Annotated in this window: 12 protein-coding genes; 6 read left to right on the top strand and 6 right to left on the bottom strand. The window is 58.7% G+C overall.

Annotation, left to right across the window (positions count from 1 at the left end; translation table 11 throughout):
• Nucleotides 1–269: 269 nt before the first annotated feature.
• Nucleotides 270–623, bottom strand: a complete 354-nt coding sequence (locus tag ACX3YF_RS25680) for a hypothetical protein (RefSeq protein WP_458945394.1) — start codon at nucleotides 621–623, stop codon at nucleotides 270–272.
• A 356-nt stretch (nucleotides 624–979) separates the two neighbouring features.
• Between ACX3YF_RS25680 and ACX3YF_RS25675 the strand changes: the two genes are divergently transcribed.
• Both ACX3YF_RS25675 and ACX3YF_RS25670 read left to right on the top strand, forming a co-directional pair.
• A complete protein-coding gene (locus ACX3YF_RS25675) occupies nucleotides 980–2374 on the top strand; it encodes a hypothetical protein (protein WP_458945393.1) in 1395 nt (464 codons plus the stop codon).
• Between the two features lie 489 nt (nucleotides 2375–2863).
• Nucleotides 2864–7759 (top strand): NAD-glutamate dehydrogenase, encoded by a 4896-nt coding sequence (locus tag ACX3YF_RS25670; RefSeq protein WP_448647780.1) that lies wholly within the window; start codon nucleotides 2864–2866, stop codon nucleotides 7757–7759.
• A gap of 89 nt (nucleotides 7760–7848) precedes the next feature.
• On the opposite strand, the gene ACX3YF_RS25665 is transcribed toward ACX3YF_RS25670, so the two are convergent.
• The 5 genes from ACX3YF_RS25665 to pdxR all read right to left on the bottom strand — a co-directional run bounded on the left by ACX3YF_RS25665 (nucleotide 7849) and on the right by pdxR (nucleotide 11977).
• Nucleotides 7849–8424 carry a hypothetical protein gene (locus ACX3YF_RS25665; protein WP_448647781.1) on the bottom strand — a complete coding sequence of 192 codons (576 nt, stop codon included), beginning with the start codon at nucleotides 8422–8424 and terminating at the stop codon, nucleotides 7849–7851.
• A 145-nt stretch (nucleotides 8425–8569) separates the two neighbouring features.
• Complete coding sequence (locus tag ACX3YF_RS25660) at nucleotides 8570–9280, bottom strand: ATPase (protein ID WP_458974537.1); 711 nt, start codon at nucleotides 9278–9280, stop codon at nucleotides 8570–8572.
• Nucleotides 9281–9507: 227 nt separating this feature from the next.
• Nucleotides 9508–9927 carry a cupin domain-containing protein gene (locus tag ACX3YF_RS25655; protein ID WP_458974536.1) on the bottom strand — a complete coding sequence of 140 codons (420 nt, stop codon included), beginning with the start codon at nucleotides 9925–9927 and terminating at the stop codon, nucleotides 9508–9510.
• A gap of 199 nt (nucleotides 9928–10126) precedes the next feature.
• Nucleotides 10127–10420, bottom strand: a complete 294-nt coding sequence (locus ACX3YF_RS25650; protein ID WP_103406660.1) for an antibiotic biosynthesis monooxygenase family protein — start codon at nucleotides 10418–10420, stop codon at nucleotides 10127–10129.
• 123 nt (nucleotides 10421–10543) lie between these two features.
• Complete coding sequence (pdxR, locus tag ACX3YF_RS25645; protein WP_458974535.1) at nucleotides 10544–11977, bottom strand: MocR-like pyridoxine biosynthesis transcription factor PdxR; 1434 nt, start codon at nucleotides 11975–11977, stop codon at nucleotides 10544–10546.
• Nucleotides 11978–12182: 205 nt separating this feature from the next.
• Between pdxR and ACX3YF_RS25640 the strand changes: the two genes are divergently transcribed.
• The 4 genes from ACX3YF_RS25640 to ACX3YF_RS25625 all read left to right on the top strand — a co-directional run bounded on the left by ACX3YF_RS25640 (nucleotide 12183) and on the right by ACX3YF_RS25625 (nucleotide 14915).
• Complete coding sequence (locus ACX3YF_RS25640; RefSeq protein ID WP_103406658.1) at nucleotides 12183–12623, top strand: carboxymuconolactone decarboxylase family protein; 441 nt, start codon at nucleotides 12183–12185, stop codon at nucleotides 12621–12623.
• A 72-nt stretch (nucleotides 12624–12695) separates the two neighbouring features.
• Nucleotides 12696–13676, top strand: a complete 981-nt coding sequence (locus ACX3YF_RS25635) for a LysR substrate-binding domain-containing protein (protein WP_458974534.1) — start codon at nucleotides 12696–12698, stop codon at nucleotides 13674–13676.
• 109 nt (nucleotides 13677–13785) lie between these two features.
• Nucleotides 13786–14307, top strand: a complete 522-nt coding sequence (locus tag ACX3YF_RS25630; RefSeq protein ID WP_458974533.1) for a GNAT family N-acetyltransferase — start codon at nucleotides 13786–13788, stop codon at nucleotides 14305–14307.
• 113 nt (nucleotides 14308–14420) lie between these two features.
• Nucleotides 14421–14915, top strand: a complete 495-nt coding sequence (locus tag ACX3YF_RS25625; protein ID WP_130206241.1) for a hypothetical protein — start codon at nucleotides 14421–14423, stop codon at nucleotides 14913–14915.
• The last annotated feature ends 64 nt before the right edge of the window (nucleotides 14916–14979 follow it).

Genomic DNA, 14979 nt, shown 5'->3' with positions numbered 1-14979 from the left:
ATTGGGTGTTGCTAGCGCAGTCGGACAAAAAACGGCTGGAGTCGTTTACAAGAGGGAAGTCGAAAGGGAAAGGCTTATTTCCGGATGATGTGTATCGCAGGCGATCCGTCGGGGAAATCGTTGGAGATTTGTGGGGCTTGAATTGACGATGTTCTTTTGGACGCCTTCGCGGGCAGCCTCGCTCCTACAGGGACGCAATGTTTGCGCACGCCATCGGTATTGAAGGAGCGGGGCTTGCCTGCGATGGCGGTCGCTCAGACACTGAAATTTCAGAGTTGGCTGATGTAAGTCCCGGTCCCCTTGAGAATGTTCTGCAAGGTTTCCTCAACTTCCGCCAGCTCGCTCGCATCGGTGCCATGAGTGATCTCCAGCACATCATCGCCATTGAGCGCATCAGCATCCGCCGCCGCGATTTCGATCTTCAGCAGGGTAGGGCTCAGAGTGACTTTCACCCCGTCCAGGGTCGAAGGCTCGCCATCGAGCGTGATCTCCAGCTCGTCCTCGTCCGGGTAGCGACTCATCAGGAACATTTCGCCCTTGTCGCTGTGGCAGCAGAGCATGGCCATGTTGTCTTCTTCTTCATCGCACGGGTTGACGATCAAGAGGGGGGTGGTCATTTGCATGGGGGATTCCTGGCTCGGCGAGCGTTTGAGGGCTACAAAAGCTCATTTTGCCAGCCGTCGAGTCTTTGTGCTGCCCTCGCGTGGGCTGGGTCGCAAAATAGTGCGCTTTGTATTATTGGATAGATGAATTTCAGGCTGCCTTCAAGGATGGTTCTATGAATGATGAAAGACCTGTCTTTCGGATGTGTCGCATCTTGCTACATGAAAAATCCGATGGGGCTGTAGGGTATTTATACAAGGGAAAAATAACCCGCATACACGGCATTTTTGCTTGTCCTGTCTGATTTATTTGCCTTAGTTTTTGCAGCTCGAACGCGTTGGATTGCGTAGTCAGCCATGAAAAAAAGGACCTTTGAATGAGTCGTTATTTTGAGTGGGCAGATGAGATCAAACATTTGTCCGAAGAGCAGGTCGAGGAGCTCTACCAGCGTTATCTGAACGGCGAAAAAACTGCGGAACTGGCAGTCGAATACAACATTTCGGCGAATGTCCGCAGTCTGTTGAAGGTATTGCCACCCATCATCAGCAAGGACCTGGCATGCCCTTACTGCGACCTTCCCATGTGGGTGCGTCGGCATGCCAGGGGTACTCCTGTCTCAATCCGTAAGCCCTTCAAATGCGTGCGTTGCGAGCACTATCACTTCGCGCCGGGCAACTATGGTCGGCAAAGGCTCTGTAATTGCATCGAGTGTTACAAAGTGCGCCAGCAAGAAGTCGCGGCCCAAGCGTTGCGCGACCGGGGTGAGCTGGAGAAGCGTTATGGAGTAACGAGTCCGCCAGTGCCGTATGCGTCGCTGAGCTTCGTTCAGAAACTGGTCCTGCTTGCCTTGCTGGACGATGGCGGCGCCGCTGGTTCGGAACGCATCGCCCCACTCGATTCCAGTACAAGAAGCGAATATTTGGCGCCCAGCGAAGAATCCAGCGAAGAGTGGGTGAAAAAGCTCTACGAATGCGGCGCATTATTGGTCGATCTGGGTTCGGATATTAAGGCGTTCGACCGGGCATCCGGATGCCTGATCAACGATTTTTCCGCAGTACGCTGGCTGCCAAACGTTGCCCTGGAGCCCGACGTACAGTGCACTCGCGACGCGCTGTACCTGGCGCTTTATCAGGAGCTGTCCGGGGCCGTGCAGCCCGCCTGGAAAAGCGAGCTTTATGCGTTGATGTTCAGTCTGGCGCGGGATGAGTCGATCCAGTACATCCAGGTGCTGACCAATGAGGTGAATTTTGTGTTCAGTGCCCAAGGGCGTGCCGAAACCGTCGTTGGCCAGCTTTTGCAGGACTTCTCGGTAAGTCATCTCTACTACTTTGCGCGCCTGGCCGTGAAAAATGCCGCGCATTTTTATGCGACCGGCAACTCCAAGGGCAGAAACCATGCAGCAAACACCATTCCGGGCAACATGCTGGGTACGGCGCAGGATGCGCTGGCGAGGAATTGGCGCAAGACAGCCTATCGCGATTCGCGGGTGCCGCAGTCGGCCTTGCATCGCTTGCTATATGACGTGGTACTCAAGGACAGCGGTGCTGGCTTTTCGAAGTCACCCGGAATCTATTGGCGCGATGAATTGGTGCCGCAGTTTTTTTCCGGGGCCCTCTTCGGCAGTGATCTGGCAGGGCATCTGCAGCTGTTTTGTCGTGAGTGCGACTCGGCCAATATCGACGCGAGCATGGACAAGATGACGCTGCAAATGATGTGTTACGACTGCGCTACCGTGAGTAAATTTCGAGCCATTGAAGACTTGATTGACTGATCTGGTCGTAGTTACTACGGCGATCCTGTCGGCGTCCATGATTTGCCCCGTAATCATGGGTGTCGTCTTTTTCTGATCCGCTCGAAAACGCAACGGTCTCCAGCACGTGTTTTCGGGTGAATGGCCGGCCGATCCGGCAGGAATTTCCCCGATTTCCCGCTCGGCTGCTAGTGTTGATCGTTGCACATGGCGCAAGCAGCGTACCGTTGACCGAATATGTCGCAGCACCGCAAGCACGGGCCTTGCCGCACTCGTTAAGCTGCGCAACGGATGAGCACCTGTAAAGGCATTGCGCTGCACGCAGTCCAGTCGTTTTTGCAGATGCCCATTCATGGAAGGTGAATGTGACCTGAGTGTCTCGTCCAGCTTCACCCACCTGTCGTCCTGTTTCCTCTGCCCGAGAATCAGGAACAGGGTGACGGGTTGCCCCGAACAGGGGTTTTGCACGCGACGCTTCCATCAATAACAAGCCCAAGCGGAGTACCACAGATGGCGTTCTTCACCGCAGCCAGCAAAGCCGACTTCCAGCACCAACTGCAAGCGGCACTGGCGCAGCACATCAGTGAACAGGCACTGCCACAAGTGGCGCTGTTTGCTGAACAATTCTTCGGCATCATTTCCCTGGATGAACTGACCCAGCGTCGGTTGTCCGACCTCGCTGGCTGTACCCTTTCTGCGTGGCGCCTGCTTGAGCGCTTCGATCACGCGCAACCGCAAGTGCGCGTCTACAACCCCGATTACGAGCGTCATGGCTGGCAGTCGACCCACACCGCGGTCGAAGTGCTGCACCATGACCTGCCGTTCCTGGTGGACTCGGTGCGTACCGAGCTGAACCGTCGCGGCTACAGCATCCATACCCTGCAAACCACCGTGCTGAGCGTGCGTCGCGGCAGCAAGGGCGAGTTGCTGGAAATCCTGCCGAAAGGCACCCAGGGCGACGGCATCCTGCAAGAGTCGTTGATGTACCTGGAAATCGACCGTTGCGCCAACACCGCCGAATTGAACGTACTGGCCAAAGAGCTGGAGCAAGTGCTCGATGAAGTGCGCGTCGCGGTGGCCGACTTCGAACCGATGAAAGCCAAGGTCCAGGAAATCCTCACTGGCCTGGACAACAGCCAGTTCGCGGTCGACGCCGGTGAAAAGGCCGAGATCAAGAGCTTTCTGGAATGGCTGGTGGGCAACCACTTCACGTTCCTGGGCTATGAAGAGTTCGTGGTGCGCGATGAGGCCGATGGCGGTCACATCGTCTATGACCAGAATTCCTTCCTCGGCCTGACCAAATTGCTGCGTACCGGCCTGACCTACGATGACCTGCGCATCGAGGACTACGCGGTGAACTACCTGCGCGAACCGACCCTGTTGTCGTTCGCCAAGGCCGCGCACCCGAGCCGTGTACACCGTCCGGCTTACCCGGATTACGTGTCGATCCGTGAAATCGACGCCAACGGCAACGTCATCAAGGAATGCCGCTTCATGGGCCTGTACACCTCGTCGGTGTATGGCGAGAGCGTGCGGGTCATCCCGTACATCCGTCGCAAGGTCGAGGAAATCGAACGCCGCTCCGGCTTCCAGGCCAAGGCTCACCTGGGCAAGGAACTGGCGCAGGTGGTTGAAGTGCTGCCGCGCGACGATCTGTTCCAGACCCCGGTGGACGAGCTGTTCAGCACCGTGATGTCGATCGTGCAGATCCAGGAACGCAACAAGATTCGCGTGTTCCTGCGCAAAGACCCGTACGGCCGCTTCTGCTACTGCCTGGCCTACGTGCCGCGTGATATCTACTCCACCGAAGTGCGCCAGAAGATCCAGCAAGTGCTGATGGATCGCCTGAAAGCCTCCGATTGCGAGTTCTGGACCTTCTTCTCCGAGTCCGTGCTGGCCCGCGTGCAACTGATCCTGCGCGTCGACCCGAAAAACCGCATCGACATCGACCCGCTGTTGCTGGAAAAAGAAGTGGTGCAGGCCTGCCGCAGCTGGCAGGACGACTACGCCAGCCTGGTGGTCGAAAGCTTCGGCGAAGCCCATGGCACCAATGTGCTGGCCGACTTCCCGAAAGGTTTCCCGGCCGGTTACCGCGAGCGTTTCGCAGCCCATTCGGCTGTGGTCGACATGCAACACCTGCTGAGCCTGAGCGAAAAAAATCCGCTGGTGATGAGCTTCTATCAGCCGCTGGGCCAGGTCTCCGGCCAGCGTGAGCTGCATTGCAAGCTGTACCACGCCGATACTCCGCTGGCGCTGTCCGACGTGCTGCCGATCCTGGAAAACCTCGGTCTGCGCGTGCTGGGTGAGTTCCCGTATCGCCTGCGTCACACCAATGGCCGCGAGTTCTGGATTCACGACTTCGCGTTCACCGCCGCTGAAGGCCTGGAACTGGACATCCAGCAACTCAATGACACCTTGCAGGACGCGTTCGTCCACATCGTGCGCGGCGATGCCGAGAACGATGCGTTCAACCGTCTGGTGCTGACCGCCGGCCTGCCATGGCGTGACGTAGCGCTGCTGCGTGCCTACGCCCGTTACCTGAAGCAGATCCGCCTGGGCTTCGATCTGGGCTACATCGCCAGCACCCTGAACAACCACACTGACATCGCTCGCGAGCTGACCCGGTTGTTCAAGACCCGTTTCTACCTGGCGCGCAAGCTCACCAGCGATGATCTGGAAGACAAGCAGCAACGTCTGGAACAAGCGATCCTGAGCGCACTGGACGACGTCCAGGTGTTGAACGAAGACCGCATCCTGCGTCGCTACCTGGACCTGATCAAGGCGACCCTGCGCACCAACTTCTACCAGACCGACGCCAACGGTCATAACAAGTCCTACTTCAGCTTCAAGTTCAACCCGCACCTGATTCCAGAGCTGCCAAAGCCGGTACCGAAGTTCGAAATCTTCGTTTACTCGCCGCGCGTCGAAGGCGTGCACCTGCGCTTCGGCAACGTCGCTCGCGGTGGCCTGCGCTGGTCCGACCGTGAAGAAGACTTCCGCACCGAAGTCCTGGGCCTGGTAAAAGCCCAGCAAGTGAAGAACTCGGTGATCGTGCCGGTGGGTGCGAAGGGTGGCTTCCTGCCGCGTCGCCTGCCACTGGGCGGCAGCCGTGACGAGATCGCGGCCGAGGGTATCGCCTGCTACCGCATCTTCATTTCGGGCCTGTTGGACATCACCGACAACCTGAAAGACGGCGCTCTGGTGCCGCCGGCCAACGTCGTGCGTCATGACGACGATGACCCGTACCTGGTCGTGGCAGCAGACAAGGGCACTGCAACCTTCTCCGACATCGCCAACGGCATCGCCATCGACTACGGCTTCTGGCTGGGCGACGCGTTTGCGTCCGGTGGTTCGGCCGGTTACGACCACAAGAAAATGGGCATCACCGCCAAGGGCGCGTGGGTTGGCGTACAACGCCACTTCCGCGAGCGCGGCATCAACGTCCAGAAAGACAGCATCACCGTGGTCGGTGTCGGCGACATGGCCGGTGACGTATTCGGTAACGGCTTGTTGATGTCCGACAAGCTGCAACTGGTCGCTGCGTTCAACCACCTGCACATCTTCATCGACCCGAATCCGAATCCGGCCACCAGCTTCGTCGAGCGTCAGCGCCTGTTCGACCTGCCGCGTTCGGCCTGGTCGGATTACGACACCAGCATCATGTCCGAAGGCGGCGGGATCTTCTCGCGCAGCGCGAAAAGCATCGCGATTTCCCCGCAGATGCAGGAACGCTTCGACATCCAGGCTGACAAGCTGACCCCGACCGAACTGCTCAATGCCTTGCTCAAGGCACCGGTGGACCTGTTGTGGAACGGCGGTATCGGTACGTACGTCAAAGCCAGCAGCGAAAGCCACGCCGATGTCGGCGACAAGGCCAACGATGCGCTGCGCGTGAACGGCAACGAACTGCGCTGCAAAGTGGTGGGCGAGGGCGGTAACCTCGGCATGACCCAACTGGGTCGTGTGGAATTCGGCCTCAATGGCGGCGGCTCCAACACCGACTTCATCGACAACGCCGGTGGCGTGGACTGCTCCGACCACGAAGTGAACATCAAGATCCTGCTGAACGAAGTGGTTCAGGCCGGCGACATGACCGACAAGCAACGTAATCAGTTGCTGGCGAGCATGACCGACGAAGTCGGTGGTCTGGTGCTGGGCAACAACTACAAGCAGACCCAGGCCTTGTCCCTGGCGGCCCGTCGCGCCTTGCCGCGGATTGCCGAGTACAAGCGTCTGATGAACGATCTGGAAGGTCGCGGCAAACTCGATCGCGCCATCGAGTTCCTGCCGTCGGAAGACCAGCTCAACGAACGCATCGCGGCAGGCCATGGCCTGACCCGTGCCGAGCTGTCGGTACTGATTTCCTACAGCAAGATCGACCTCAAGGAGCAGTTGCTGGGCTCCCTGGTGCCGGACGACGACTACCTGACCCGCGACATGGAAACCGCTTTCCCGCCGACTCTGGTGAGCAAGTTCTCCGAAGCCATGCGCCGTCACCGCCTCAAGCGCGAAATCGTCAGCACCCAGATCGCCAACGACCTGGTCAACCACATGGGCATCACCTTCGTTCAGCGACTCAAAGAGTCGACCGGCATGAGCCCGGCGAACGTGGCGGGCGCTTATGTGATCGTGCGCGATATTTTCCACCTCCCGCACTGGTTCCGTCAGATCGAAGCCCTGGACTACCAGGTCTCCGCCGACGTGCAACTGGAGCTGATGGACGAGCTGATGCGCCTGGGCCGTCGCGCCACACGCTGGTTCCTGCGCGCCCGACGCAACGAACAGAACGCTGCCCGTGACGTCGCACACTTCGGTCCGCACCTGAAGGAGTTGGGTCTCAAGCTGGACGAGTTGCTCAGTGGCGAGATCCGCGAAACCTGGCAAACCCGTTATCAGGCGTATGTCGAAGCCGGTGTGCCGGAGTTGCTGGCGCGTATGGTGGCTGGTACTTCGCACCTGTACACCCTGCTGCCGATCATCGAGGCTTCCGACGTGACTGGCCAGGATCCGGCCGAGGTGGCCAAGGCCTACTTCGCCGTGGGCAGTGCGCTGGACATCACCTGGTACCTGCAACAGATCAGCGCTCTGCCGGTTGAAAACAACTGGCAGGCCCTGGCCCGTGAAGCGTTCCGCGATGACGTCGACTGGCAGCAACGTGCGATCACCATCTCGGTCCTGCAGCTGGGTGACGGCACCCTGGACGTGGAAACACGTCTGGAGCTGTGGATGCAGCAGAACGAGGGCATGATCGAGCGCTGGCGCGCCATGCTGGTGGAAATCCGTGCCGCCAGCGGCACTGACTACGCCATGTACGCGGTGGCTAACCGCGAACTGCTGGACCTGGCATTGAGCGGTCAATCGGCAGTTCCTGCCGCTGCGGTCGCCGAGCTGGAACCGGCGGCCTGATCAGGCGTTGAATGAAAAAGCCCCGCATCGAGAGATGCGGGGCTTTTTTATTTCAGGGCGGACAACACGTCGGCCCAGGGATCGATCACTCAGGTGTAGGGGCTAGAGCGTTCGGGTGTAGAGACGTGCCTTTCCAGAATATCCAGCTTGAACGTGGCGATGTCTCCGGATTTATCGGTGAAACAAGTGCTGTACGCCGGGTCGCGCCAGATTTCTTTTTTGATGATTCCGGCGTTACGCGCTTTCAGGTGAAGGGTCGCTTGGGAGCTGCTCAAATCATCCAGAGTGATGATTTGATGATTGCTGTTCAGTAAATTGAAGGAGGTGGTAGCACTGCCGGCGGCCGGATAGGCACCCAGCACGCCTTGTCCGCCCTTGCTGAAATATTTCTGATAGTAGTCCTCGCTGAGAATCTGCAGGTTGTAGTAGTCGTCATAACACTTGAAGTGGACGACCATGGCTGTAGATTTCCTGCCGCCTACGCGGCGCATTGTTCGACTGGCAGGGTCATAGGCTTCGACGGTAGTCACTACATTTGGAGGTATTGGAGATCTGCCTCTGCTGGATTCGAAATGACCCGCGCTCAATATCTTGTCAAAAAATGTCATGTTGATTCCATCGCAAGTGATGCGGGCGATGAAGGATCTTTCCTGGTCTTTAGTCATGAAGACGTCCTTGTCTGTAAAAGATGGTTGTTGGCGCTGTTGCGCGGAACTGAAGGTATCGCTATTTAAAAGTCATGACATTGATTAATTGTGAGCAAACCCTTCCTGTCCAGGTCGGGGTTTGCTCGCATTGATTGTCGCAGTCTCAATACAGTTGTTGCTCTTTGGCTTTGTCGATCATCGAAACGTTACTTGTCGGCTTGGTCAATAAATGGCTGAGCGACTGGTCAAACTTCTGCAGCGCTCTTACTTGCACGTTCTGCTGTTCGTTAATATCCGCGACGATTTCTTCACTGCGCTTGAAGTCCGCCCACACTGGACTCATCGCCTTGGCGTCATGCCCTTGCGCCGTACCGATGTAGCCCAGGTTCTTGTCGTAGAAGTCCACACTGACCTTCGCCTCGATGTCCGAGCTGCGCGATGTCATCAACTGGCTGCGGCTGTCGACGATGCCGACCACGTCCGGTTTGGCCGCCTTCAGGCTTTGCATGTCCGGGTACACCGTGACCGAGCCGAACTGGCGTTGCAACGAGGCCTTGACCCAGTCCACGGCCAGGTCGGGTTGGGAGGTGGCGACGTAGGCATCGTGAATCGGCTGCACCAGCAGGCTCTGGCCGAAACCGGTACCGGCGTTGGCCTGGTAATCCTGCAGGTAGGCGCGGTTGGCCTGGGTGTTGCGGCTGTAGACGATGCCCAGCGAAACATTGTGGGCGTTGGGAATACTCGTGGCATTGCTGCGTCCGACCGGCTGCGTGAAGATGCCGTCCAGAGAAGAAACCGCCGAAGGAGCGGTGGGTATGGAGCAGCCGGCTATTAGCACGGTCATTGTCAAGGTACTGACAAGTGCGAGTTTCATGGTGTTTCTCCAGTGAAACAACATCAGTCGGAAAGTTGAATAGCCGGTTTTAAGCGGCAGTCGTTCCAGACTAAACCGCTTGGCTGCCCTGAAGTAGCCAATATCCGTCGTTATCCGCCGGGCAATAGTTTTGTTTGATTTAAAGCTTTTCGGTTAATTGCCGGCAGATATAAAAAAGCCCAAATCAATGATTCGGGCCTTTTTGTTTATGGCTGTACCTTCAGCCATCAGTTTTCCAACGGGATCAGCACTTTCTCGTCCGGTGAGAGCACCATGAACACCAACAGCTTTGCAGGCTTCGTTTTGCTGGCGTTTTTCGACACCAAGTGCTCGGAACCGGCCGGTTCGTACCAATACTCACCGGCCTTATAGGTCCGCTCTTTTTCGCCCTTCACCTGAGAAGTGACGGCCCCGGATAACACGTAGGCCATGGCAGTGCCCTCATGTCTGTGTGCAATGGAGGATTGCCCTGGCTTGTAGTCGACTTCGATCATCATGGCTTTTTTGCCAGGCGCGTTTTGCAGCATTTGATCTTGCAACACCGTGACCTTTTCCGAAGGACCACCGGCTTCATGGGCGAACGCCGAGGCGGAAACGACCAGGGCCAGGACAACAAAAGGGGCAGGACAGAAGCGCAAAACGTTCATGGTTCATTACCTGTAATGGGTGAGTTGTCCGGGACCAATCTAGTTCGCCACCCATAACAAACAAACAGCCAATATTCGGGAAGTCCAGGGGACCAATGTCAGGTTTGCAGGCAAAAAAAGATCGCAGCCTCCGGCCTCTTCTACAGAGGTACCCATGCCCTGTAGAAACTGCCGAAAGCTGCGATCTTTAATCGCGTTCTTAACGAATCGGAAAGCTGTTGAAGTCGACGGCGTTGGCCAGTTGGCAATCGATCAGGTCGATGAATCCCTGCACTTGAGGGCTGTTGAAATGCGATTGCATGGCCGCTTCGGATTGCCAATGGGAGCTGACGGTCCAGCGATTACTGTCGTCGGGGCAACGGTCGACCATATAGGACTCGCAGCCCGGTAGATCGCGCAGCGTCTCGACAATCTTTTGCAGTTGCTTACCCAGCTCGTCCGAGCGGCCGGAGACGGCTTTCACCTTGACGGTATTGATCATTTGGTTGGGCATTGCTCACACTCCTGAATCAGGCCGGACGAATCCTGCTCATTGAGAGATAACGCCTATGCAGGATAGGCCTGCACCCCCGGACCACCAATAGCCAATCGCCTGATAAAGTCGCAGACCAATCCTTCAGGCGACTTGCTGCAAGATGTCGCGCAGGCGATCCAGAGCGGTGTCGATGTCCAGGGTATCAATGGCGCCAAAGCCGAGGAAAAGCCCGTCCAGCGGCGCTTGCTGGTAGAAAAAACTGTTGATGGGGTAGAGCCCGACTTCGACTTTTTTCGCCAGTTCGATCACCAGGGGCACATCGATAGGCACTTTGCACAACACCACCATGTGGAAACCGGCCGTGGTCGGCACCGCTTCGAGCCATGGCGAGAGGTCTGCGGCGATGCGCGCCAGTATCCGTTCCCGTCGACCGGCGTAGATGCTGTGACAACGGCGAATGTGCTTGAGCAGGCAGCCTTCGGCGATGAACTTGGCCAGCGCCCATTGCGGCAGGGTAGAGGTGTGAAGGTCAGTGAGTTGCTTGGCGCGTACCACCGCATCGAGAATCGCCGGTGGCAGAATCGCATAACCCAGCCGCAACTCCGGCAGCAGCGTTTTCGAGAAGGTCCCGACGTAGGCGACGATTCCGCGTTCATCCATGCTTTGCAGCGAGTCCGTGGGCCGGCCCTCGTAGCGGAATTCGCTGTCGTAGTCGTCCTCGATGATGATTGCGCCCAGCTCGTGGGCCTTGGCCAGCAACGTCACGCGCCGCTCCTGGCTCATGGGCATGCCCAGCGGGAACTGGTGCGACGGGGTCACATATATCAGCCGGGTGCCGAGGGGGATCTTGTCCACCTGAATGCCTTCGCCATCCACCGGCACGCCGATCACCGTGGCGCCGTGGGTGCCGAACAACAGACGCGCCGGCGGGTATCCGGGGTCCTCCATGGCGACGATGCTGCCCGGGCGGGTCAGCACCCGGGAAATCAGGTCCAGGGCCTGTTGGGCGCCGTTGCACACCACCACGTCTTCATCCTGGCAATTGACCCCCCGAGAAAACGCGATGTGCCGGGCGATGGCATTGCGCAGCGCTGGCAGGCCTTCCGGCAGGCTGTAGAACCCTTTGGACGCGGAGATCTGCCGCAAGGCGTGGGACGTGCAGCGCCGCCAGTCGTCCTGGGGAAACTGGCCCTTGCTGGTGGCGCCACCAATGAAGTCGTAGCGCAGCGAGCCTTCGAGTGTCGGGTGGCGCAGAAACACCGGCAGGTTGCGCCAGGATTCGATGACCTCGCATCCGGCCAGTTCCGAGTGGCTCTGTTTACGCTCGACTTTCGAAGCCCGGGCGTTGACGTAGGTGCCTTTGCCGATCACCCCGGTGAGGAAGTTTTCGTAGGTCAGTTGAGCGTAGGTGTCGGAAATGGTCTTGCGCGAAATGCCCAGTTGCTCGGCCAGCAGGCGACTGGGTGGCAGCTGCGTCCCCGCCGCCAGGCGCCCGGACTCGATGGCGCTGCGCAGTTGGTTGTACAGCTGACCTGCCAGGTCCTTGCGGCCATTGATGACAACATGCAGTTCCATACCGGCGAAGCTCCGGGGCAATTGAGGCGCGTGTGCGTCGCGCAAGATTACCCCCATCCGCCGGTGATGCAGAAGTTGCGTGGCGTAAAAACCGTCCATTGGTCTGGAGGCGGGTGGTCCACGGTTTTTTCGCCAAATTGGACCTGTAACGCAGGGGTAACAACGGATACCGTGAATTACACATTCTCGCTGCACGAGGCCTGTCATGAACCCCCGCCTGGATTACTACAGCGCGTCACCCAAGGCGATGAAAGCCATGATCGCGATGGAGGCCTTGACCAGCAGCTTGAGCATCGAACCGGCGCTGCTGCACCTGGTCAAAATCCGCGCTTCACAGCTCAATGGCTGTGCGTTCTGCACCGACATGCATTCGGTGGATGCCCGGCGCCTTGGCGAGACCGACCGGCGTCTTTACTCGATTGTGGTCTGGCGCGACAGCAACTTCTTCAACCCGCGCGAGCGTGCAGCCCTGGCCTGGACCGAGGCCGTGACCCTGCTTGCCGAAAGCCACGTGCCGGACGACGTCTACGAGCAGGCGCGGACGCAATTCAGTGAAGCTGAGCTGGTCGACCTGACCATCGCCGTCACGACCATCAATAGCTGGAATCGCCTGGCAGTGAGTTTCCGGCAAAGCCCCAGTGCCTGATCGGGTTGTCATACGGCTTTCATGAAAGGTGCGCAGGATGGATCGCACGGATAGAAGGACAGGGAGTCATCAATGCCAATCATGGAAACCGGCAGCCGTCGGCGCATTGCCGAGTATGGCGCGCCCCTCGATAAAAGCGTGTCCTGGCGGACACTGGCGGCAGATGTCGATCCGGTGCTGGCCCAGTGTTTCAGCGTCACCGCGCGTTCTGGCTGTTTCATGCAGGCGGCGCGCAGCCTCAATATCAAGGCGACCCGGTTACGCAAGCAATTGGCGGAACTGGAAACACAGCTGCAGTGCTCATTGTTCAGCCTCTCGGACAATGGCGTCGCCCTCAGTCGTGACGGGCTGCAACTGCATTCACAATTGATCGCACTGGCCCACGAGCGCGACTGGCCGGTGATCGAACAGCCGCTGGTGCGCCTGGCCGTCGCCGAATCGATCCTGCATGACATTCTCGGGCGCGACCTGGTGGCCTTGCTGCGGCGCAATGCCAGCGTGCGCCTGGACATCATCAGCCTCGACAGCGAGCTGTCCCTGCGGGCCGTCAGTGCCGATGTGGTGCTGTGGTTGTCCGGCACCGATTCAGCGCTACCCGGGCCGAGTTTTGCCATCAGCGAACCCCGGTGCCTGGCGCGTCTCGACTACCTGCCGCACATCGCCAAACGTTACTCCAGGGTCGCTTCGCGCCCGGACAGCCTCGATGACCTGGCCGATTTCCTGCTCGTGCAATGGCAGCATGATCGGCAGGTCGACAGTTTTCGCCCGTGGAACAATCTGGTGGACCAGCGCCTGGCCGGGGTGGTGCAGTTGCATTCCTATGAACTGATGCTGGAAATGATCCGTTGCAGCGCCTGCATCGGCCTGTTGCCCGGCTACATGAGCCATTTCGACCGTGGCTTGATCGGTTTGCCGGAGCTGTTCGACCTGCCGATGCAGCGTCAGGTCTGGTTGGCGGTGAATCGCCACTCCGAGGCGGATGCACAGGTGCGGATGATCGTCGAGTTGATCAACGGCACGTTCAACGAGCGCCGGGAGTGGTTCGAAGGTTGAGCCCAATCAAGTGTGGGAGCGAGCCAGCTCGCTCCCACAGGGGGCTCGCCAGCCGGGAAGTTTGCGATATAGAGTGAGCAGCCATGTCTGTATCAAGGATGAGTCACCCATGCCCGACATCGACCCTGCCATCACCCTCGAACGCCTCAACGAATCCCACATCGAGGGCATCACCGCGCTTTACCATGACCCCATGGTCGCCCGGCAGACGCTGCAAATGCCGTTTCCGTCCTGCGAGACCTGGCGCAAGCGCCTGGCGTCGGACAACGAACGAATCGTTCAATTAGTGGCGCTGCACCAGGGAGCCGTTGTCGGCAGTATCACCCTCGAGCAGTTTTCACGTGTCCGTCGCGGCCATGCGGGGACTTTCGGCATGGGGGTCGCGCAGGCGTGGCAAGGCAAGGGCGTCGGTACCAAGCTGTTGGCGGCGGCGCTGGATATTGCCGATGACTGGATGAATCTGCGGCGGGTCGAACTGTCCGTCTATGCCGATAACGAGGCTGCCATCGGCCTGTATCGCAAATTCGGCTTTGAAACCGAAGGGATCTTTCGCGATTACGCGGTGCGTGACGGGGTATTCGTCGATACCTTGAGCATGGCGCGCCTGCGTCGCCCATCTAAGGCCGGTTGAATCAACGGTTCAGGGCAAACGCCAGCGCCGCTCGTGCTTTTAGTCGCACGCCAGCGGCGCGCTTCTGCCATGCTCAGGGTCCGCAGCACCGCTTCAACCAAAGGAACATCGCGATGGACGACGTACAGCAACTGGGCGAGATGCTTCGTCATTACGCAGACAGCGAAGCGCACAAGAAGCAACTGTTCGAGACGCAATCGGCCGAGTGGGCCAAACGCATTGGCGAGCTGTTCGATCAGATCCAGCAGTGGCTGGAGCCGGTCAAGGCACCGAATCTGCTGGAGGTGAGTCGCGAAGCCTATGTCGCCTCGGGGCCGAGTGTTCCGGTGGAAGCCTCCACCTTCAATACCGAAAAGCTGAGCATCCTGATTGCCGGTAAGCCGGTGGAGTTCGTTCCGGATGTGATGGGTGTCGGTGGGCAGATTTCAGTGGCGGTGATGGGCTTTACCGCCGCACGCTACGGCAGTGTTTCCCTGGTTTGCCTGCCGCCGTCGGACGGCTGGCAGTGGCGCAAGACCAATGGCCTGAAGGACCCGGATACCTTCGCCTTCGATGCGAACTTTCTGGCGCAACAGTTGCAGAGCCTGATCCCCCGCGAGCGCAACTGAATTCACTCATCGATGCATAACCCCCTGTGGGAGCAAGCTCGCTCCCACAGGGGTTGGCTGTTGT

The organism is Pseudomonas fluorescens group sp. PF-69 (assembly GCF_054481235.1).
Note: the sequence above shows the minus strand (reverse complement) of the source record. Positions and strands in the feature narration are given on the sequence as shown.

Excerpts from the sequence above, each read along its gene's own strand:
- ACX3YF_RS25660 (WP_458974537.1), bottom strand. The coding sequence starts at position 9,280 with ATGAAACTCGCACTTGTCAGTACCTTGACAATGACCGTGCTAATAGCC.
- ACX3YF_RS25650 (WP_103406660.1), bottom strand. The coding sequence starts at position 10,420 with ATGCCCAACCAAATGATCAATACCGTCAAGGTGAAAGCCGTCTCCGGC.
- ACX3YF_RS25675 (WP_458945393.1), top strand. The coding sequence starts at position 980 with ATGAGTCGTTATTTTGAGTGGGCAGATGAGATCAAACATTTGTCCGAA.
- ACX3YF_RS25670 (WP_448647780.1), top strand. The coding sequence starts at position 2,864 with ATGGCGTTCTTCACCGCAGCCAGCAAAGCCGACTTCCAGCACCAACTG.
- ACX3YF_RS25635 (WP_458974534.1), top strand. The coding sequence starts at position 12,696 with ATGCCAATCATGGAAACCGGCAGCCGTCGGCGCATTGCCGAGTATGGC.
- ACX3YF_RS25655 (WP_458974536.1), bottom strand. The coding sequence starts at position 9,927 with ATGAACGTTTTGCGCTTCTGTCCTGCCCCTTTTGTTGTCCTGGCCCTG.
- ACX3YF_RS25640 (WP_103406658.1), top strand. The coding sequence starts at position 12,183 with ATGAACCCCCGCCTGGATTACTACAGCGCGTCACCCAAGGCGATGAAA.
- ACX3YF_RS25625 (WP_130206241.1), top strand. The coding sequence starts at position 14,421 with ATGGACGACGTACAGCAACTGGGCGAGATGCTTCGTCATTACGCAGAC.
- ACX3YF_RS25665 (WP_448647781.1), bottom strand. The coding sequence starts at position 8,424 with ATGACTAAAGACCAGGAAAGATCCTTCATCGCCCGCATCACTTGCGAT.
- ACX3YF_RS25630 (WP_458974533.1), top strand. The coding sequence starts at position 13,786 with ATGCCCGACATCGACCCTGCCATCACCCTCGAACGCCTCAACGAATCC.
- pdxR (WP_458974535.1), bottom strand. The coding sequence starts at position 11,977 with ATGGAACTGCATGTTGTCATCAATGGCCGCAAGGACCTGGCAGGTCAG.
- ACX3YF_RS25680 (WP_458945394.1), bottom strand. The coding sequence starts at position 623 with ATGCAAATGACCACCCCCCTCTTGATCGTCAACCCGTGCGATGAAGAA.